The organism is Streptomyces sp. LS1784 (assembly GCF_020103755.1).
Lineage (GTDB): Bacteria > Actinomycetota > Actinomycetes > Streptomycetales > Streptomycetaceae > Kitasatospora.
This window is the reverse complement of sequence record NZ_JAHSQD010000543.1, coordinates 1-5,530: the sequence shown is the minus strand read 5'-3', so window position 1 is coordinate 5,530 and position 5,530 is coordinate 1. Positions and strand designations below refer to the sequence as shown.

The following is a 5,530-nucleotide window of genomic DNA, read 5'->3' as shown; positions in this document are numbered from 1 at the left end:
ACCTGCCACAACGCCCGTTGCTCACCGGCAGCAGCGGCCGGAGCCGCTCCCATTGACTGTCAGTCAGATCACCCCTACTCCCCATAGTCGTATCAACGACTCAACTGATCGGCAGGACACGGCCTAGAGGGCCCGTCCGGCTCTGATCCACCGTCAGAAAGATCATTGCTCTGATCCGCCCCCGTATTCCATACTGAGTGCCGCCGCCGGAAATCCTGGCGGTGTTCAGGGGGTAGTCATGCGTATTGCTCGTAAGGCAGGCGTCGCGCTGACCAGTCTCGTGATGGCCGGGGGCCTCGCCACCGCGACATCCGGCTCGGCTTCCGCCGCGACGGACGAGATCTGCACGTACCCGTCCGCCGATGTCTACAACGACGCCGGCAAGTGGGCCGGCGGCGCCCAGTGGAGTGCGAACCCCGGCTGTGGCGTGACGGGAGACACCCTCGGCGCCTTCGACGCCACCGCCGACGGATATGGCGTCGTCGCCCATCTGAGCGCGCCCGACGGCAGCATCCCCGAACGTGTGGTCAGCACCTCCGGCCACAATTCGCCTTACACCGCGTGGAAGAGCGGCAACCTGCCTGAGGGCCATCAGTACATCATGTGGGCCTGCCTGACGAAGGGCGGCGTCACGTCCCACTGCTCGAAGACCAAGATCGTGACCTCCTGACGCTCGCGTCCGATGACGGCTTACGTCTGACGGGTCGCGTCTCCCTCCCCGGCTCCAGCGTCCTGTACGCCCTCGGGGACGTGCCGGGGTCGATCACGGCCATGCAGCAGTCCCAGCGGCTGCGCCCCCCGACGGAGAAGCAGGGGCGAGCGCACGCCAACGGTGTCCTGGCGCAGCGGCAGTTGGAGGTCGGGCACGTCGAACGGGCGACCGCAACGTGGCATGACTTCCTGGACGACTACGAGACCTTGTCGTCGGCTCGGGCCGACGACCACTTCCACCAGATGATGGCCGGGATCCGGCCCCACACCGGCAACGCTCGTGTCCGCGAACTGGACGAGAGCGCCCGCACGTTGGCCGCGATGAAGGCCTAGCGGGAGACAAGCCGGGGGCGTATCCACGCTGGAGCGCCCCCGGAAGCGCGCCCCTCCGTGCTGTTCCGGCCGGCCTGGCGCTGCGCCAGTCCGGGCCCGGACCGGTAGGTCGTCGCTCGTACCGGTGACAAGACCGCTGCGGCTGGTGCTGGCGGCCCGCGGCGTGGGGTACCGGGGCCCGTCTGGGCCCCGGCCGGCTGCGGACCACACTGGCCGGCAACGCCGAGCCCTTCTCCCGATTCGTAGTCAGCGCCGCTGAACGCTGAAGCCGCTGTCGTGGAGCGCAGCATTCCACTGGTCCCGGTCGAACCACTCGGTGATGTCAGGGGACAGCGCCGTGATCTGCTTCATCCGGTCATTCCAGTCATGACCGAAGGGTCCGCGGCTGCCCTCACACCCGTCACATCCGTCCTCACCGTGGATGTGGCCAGCCATCCACGCGTTGACCGCTACGTTGATGATCACCGCGTACAGGTCGCCACCGGTCTGTACGAGGGAATCCGGCACGCCGGCCAGGATGAGGGCAAGTTCTGGGTTGTCGACCGGAGGCATCGGCGCCACGCCGACTCCGCCCTTGTCGTCTGGGTGAACGCGGAAGCGGACGCCGGCGACCGTTGGGGGCCGCCGACGTCCACACTGCGCCGCGTCCGTTACCGGGCGCGCGGCTCGTCACTCGTTGCGCAGGGCCTCCGCAATAGTGAGCCGTGCCGTGGCACGGGCCGGGAGGTAGGCGCCGAGCACCGCGATCACCACGCCGGCGAGGCAGAGCAGGGCGATCCCGGGCGCATGCCAGACGTTCATGAGCCGCTCGGGGATGTCGATCTGCGCCGCACTGGTGGTCAGCGGCACGATCACGCGGTGGGCCAGGATTCCCAGCGGGATGCCGACCAGCCCGCCGACCAGCCCCAGCGCCGCCATGGAGGTCACCATCATCACGACGACCTGACGTGGCGTCATGCCGATCGACTTCAGCATACCCAGGTTGCGCCGGCGCTCCCGGGCGTTCAGTACGACGGTGTTGAAGACCCCGAGTGCCGCCACGATGCCCAGTACCAGGGTCAGGACCGTGGACAGGCTGCTGACGACCGTCGGGTACGCGAACGTGTCGGTGCCCTCCGTCGCCGTGAGCCCCGGGTCGGCCGCCTGGACGGCGTTCATGTAGGCCGCGGCGTCGGTGCCCTCGGCGAGCTGGACGAGGTACTGGTTCCGGAACATGGTCAGGTTGTTCGCCGACACCGGCTCGATGGACTTCAGCTCGGAGTAGAGCGCGTCCTGGAGCACGCCCATCACGGTGCCGACCACGGTGACCGTGGCCTGCTTGCCGGCCACCTCGAGCGTGATGCGGTCACCGACGGCCAGACCGAGCTTGTGCAGGTAGCCCGACGAGAGGACGGCCTCCCCGGGGCCGTTCAGCCAGCGCCCCTCGGCGAGCTCGCCCTGGAAGCCGAGCGTCGAATAGTCCCCCCGGAAGAAGTCACCGAAGGCGACCTGCCGGTTCCCGACGACGGTGATGGGGGCCATCGCGTCGAGGGTCAGGTGCTGGGTGCCGGGCTGGGAGTGCAGCAGCGACTCGATCTGCGCGTCGCTCAGCTTCGTCGGAGTCCCCTCCCGCGGATCGACCGAGCCCACCTGGACCTGGTAGGCCCCGGTGCGGAGCACGGCGTCCCCGTACTGGGTGACACTGTCGGTCATACCGGTCGCGAACGTCGTGGTGGTCACCCCGAGGATGATGGCCGCCAGCGTCAGCGCGGTGCGGCCGGGCCGGGCGAACGGCAGGCCCAGGCCCAGACTGACCGCGCGCGGCAGCCGGGTGCCGGAGAGCCAGCGCTGGACGGCCAGCGCGCGCCCGGGCTCCGGGGCGCTGCCCGCGCTGATCGCCTGGGAGGCGGACAGGCGCTTCGCCCTCAGCGCCGGCACCAGTGCGGCCAGGATGACCAGCAGGGGCATCGTGACCAGCGCCACGACGTCCACCCAGGGGGCGACGCCGATGCTCTGCCGGTCCATGCCGCTGCCCTGGAACGCGATGTCCAGCAGCGGATCGGTGGCGAAGTGACCACCGACGATGCCCAGGACGCAGCCGATGACCGCCGGGAGCGACATCATCAGCAGATAGACGGACACCACCTGCCACGGCGTGAACCCGAGCGACTTGAGGACCCCGATGTGCCGCAGCCCGGAGACCACCGCGCCGCTGACCACATTGGCGACGATCAGCACGGCGACGATGACGCCGAGGATGCCGAAGACCATCAGGAAAGGCACATAGGTGCCCGGCCCCGCGGCGACGGCCTGCTTGACGGTGAGGTAGGACTGCGAGCCGGCCAGCGCCTTCTGCGGCAGCCCCGCCGTGACCGCGGCGACATCGGCGTCGATGTCGGCGCCGGTCTGCGCGGAGTCGAAGCGGTAGAGCATCTGGGTGGCGGCCGGATGCAGCGCCTTGGCCTGCTCGGGCGTCACCCAGGCGCCGGCGGTCTGGCTCACGCTGTACGCGTAGCCGACGACGGTGAAGCTCTCGCCCGTGGTGCTCGGGACCTTCCGGCCCTCCATGACCTTGGCCATGCCCGGGTAGGGCTTCAGGTTGACGACGATCTCGCCGGGCGCGGCGGCCCAGCGCCCCGCCCACAGGTTCAGGTTGTCCACCGCGCTGTCCGGACCGGGCCGGCCCACCACGGTGAGGGCGCCCGGCGGGACCGGGTTCTTGGACTGGCGCGGCGGAACGGTCAGGGTGGCCTGCTCGAAGGGGCCGGCACCAGCCATAACGCCAGGCCGGTCCACGGTCTGCCTGAGCTGCGCGTCGGTCACCACGGCCTTGTCATAGGTCGCGGCGACATGGGCCCCGTGCTGCCTGTCGAAGACGCGGTCGAACGGCGACGAGGCCGCGTCCATCAGTCCCATCGCGACCACCAGTGTGGCGGTGGAGAGCAGGACGACGAAGCCGATGATGACCGTCTGGAGCCGGCGGCGCGCCACGGCGGCGCGGGCGACCCTCCACACGGCGCTCATGCGTGCGCCATAGTGCGCTCGTGGGCGATCCGGCCGTCCTCGACCTCGATCAGCCGGCTGGCGCACCGCTCGGCCAGGCGTGGGTCGTGCGTGACCATCAGCAGGGTCTGGCCCATCTGGTTGAGGTCGATCAGCAGGTCCATCACCTGCTCGCCCGAGCGGCTGTCCAGCGCGCCGGTCGGCTCGTCCGCGAGCAGCAGCGCCGGGCGGTTCATCAGGGCGCGGGCCACCGCGACCCGCTGGCGCTCGCCGCCGCTGAGCGAGGCCGGGTACACGTCCTTGCGGTGGGCGACGCCGAGTTCGTCCGGCAGCTCCAGGGCCCGGCGGCGCGCCTGGCGGGCGGTGGTGCCGGTCAGCTGGGCGGCCAGGGCAACGTTGTCGAGGGCCGGGAGGTCGTCGATCAGGTTGAAGAACTGGAAGATCATGCCGATGTGGCGGCGGCGGAAGAGGGCCAGCCCGTTCTCGTTCAGCTGCCCGAGGTCCTGCCCCTGCACCCGCACGGTGCCGGCGGTGGGCCGGTCCAGCCCGGCCACCATGTTCAGCAGGGTGGACTTGCCGCACCCCGAGGGGCCCATCACGGCGACCGCCTCGCCGGCGCGGATCCGCAGGTCGACGCCGTCAAGCGCCTTGGCGTCGCCGAACTCCTTGTGCACCCCGGACAGCTCGACGACGACCTGCGCGTCGTCCGGCCGGGTCGTCCCGTCGTGGTCGTTGCTCATGGTCGACGACGGTAGGAGCAGCGGCCCCGGCCGGGCGTCCCACCCCGGGTGTAACCGTCCGGGGCCGTAGTACCGGGGATGTACGGGGGCGGCACCCCCTGTGGATCACGGCGTGAGCTGGGAAGCTGGCAGGGTGTGGGGATCGGAGACGGGCTGGATCCGCGGCCCTGGTGGCGGCGGGTGCGGCCGGCTGGCTGGGGGTCGCGCTCGGCCGGCGCGGCGGGCCTCTTGGGCCTCTCTCACGGTGATCCGGTCCGGGCAGAACTCATCTCGGACCCGGGGTCGACCACGGCGCGCACGTGCGCTCCGGCGGGCCGGCGACTGCCCCTGGCGTGGCGGCGCAGCGTGCGGGGGTGCGGGTCTATTCGGTGGGCGAGGGAGCGGATGGTTTGGAGGGTGGGTCGGTCGAGGGGCCGGCGGCGGGTGAGGTCGAGGGGTTGGCCGGCTTCGCGGTCGAGTAGCGCGCGGAGGTGGTCCTGAATTGTGCTCTGTTGGGTGATGGGGCAGGCTCCTGGATTGCGTGCCGTGTACTTGTTGTGGAGTGGGCAGGTTGCCTGTTGGGGTGCCTTTCGGGTCATGGCGAGAGCATGCCCAGGACTGCCTGTGGAAAAGTGGTGACGGGAAATTCACATCGGATTACTGAAGTTGAATTCGTGATGTCGCTCGGATGGGTGAAGCCGTAGCGTTCGCCTGCCGGTGGAGGGCCGATCCCGGTAGTCGTGTGCTGTGAGGTATGCACAGGGCGGCGGTTTGACCGACGCGGA

At 70.1% G+C, this 5,530-nt stretch carries 5 protein-coding genes; 2 read left to right on the top strand and 3 right to left on the bottom strand.

Annotated features, from left to right (window positions below):
- Window positions 1–238 precede the first annotated feature (238 nt).
- Both KS423_RS37185 and KS423_RS37180 read left to right on the top strand, forming a co-directional pair.
- Entirely contained in the window at window positions 239–670 is a 432-nt protein-coding gene (locus KS423_RS37185) for a hypothetical protein (protein ID WP_224284157.1), read from the top strand.
- Window positions 671–771: 101 nt separating this feature from the next.
- Window positions 772–1,044, top strand: a complete 273-nt coding sequence (locus tag KS423_RS37180) for a hypothetical protein (RefSeq protein WP_224284156.1) — start codon at window positions 772–774, stop codon at window positions 1,042–1,044.
- Window positions 1,045–1,290: 246 nt separating this feature from the next.
- On the opposite strand, the gene KS423_RS37175 is transcribed toward KS423_RS37180, so the two are convergent.
- From KS423_RS37175 to KS423_RS37165, 3 genes are all read right to left on the bottom strand, one after another.
- Window positions 1,291–1,605 carry a hypothetical protein gene (locus tag KS423_RS37175; protein ID WP_224284155.1) on the bottom strand — a complete coding sequence of 105 codons (315 nt, stop codon included), beginning with the start codon at window positions 1,603–1,605 and terminating at the stop codon, window positions 1,291–1,293.
- A 108-nt stretch (window positions 1,606–1,713) separates the two neighbouring features.
- Complete coding sequence (locus KS423_RS37170) at window positions 1,714–4,047, bottom strand: FtsX-like permease family protein (protein WP_224284154.1); 2,334 nt, start codon at window positions 4,045–4,047, stop codon at window positions 1,714–1,716.
- Entirely contained in the window at window positions 4,044–4,766 is a 723-nt protein-coding gene (locus tag KS423_RS37165) for an ABC transporter ATP-binding protein (protein WP_224284153.1), read from the bottom strand. The genes KS423_RS37170 and KS423_RS37165 overlap by 4 nt, the downstream gene beginning before the upstream one ends.
- Between the last annotated feature and the right edge of the window lie 764 nt (window positions 4,767–5,530).

What these genes read in the sequence shown, in the direction of transcription:
- KS423_RS37185 (WP_224284157.1), top strand. Translation starts at nt 239, where the DNA reads ATGCGTATTGCTCGTAAGGCAGGCGTCGCGCTGACCAGTCTCGTGATG.
- KS423_RS37180 (WP_224284156.1), top strand. Translation starts at nt 772, where the DNA reads ATGCAGCAGTCCCAGCGGCTGCGCCCCCCGACGGAGAAGCAGGGGCGA.
- KS423_RS37170 (WP_224284154.1), bottom strand. Translation starts at nt 4,047, where the DNA reads ATGAGCGCCGTGTGGAGGGTCGCCCGCGCCGCCGTGGCGCGCCGCCGG.
- KS423_RS37165 (WP_224284153.1), bottom strand. Translation starts at nt 4,766, where the DNA reads ATGAGCAACGACCACGACGGGACGACCCGGCCGGACGACGCGCAGGTC.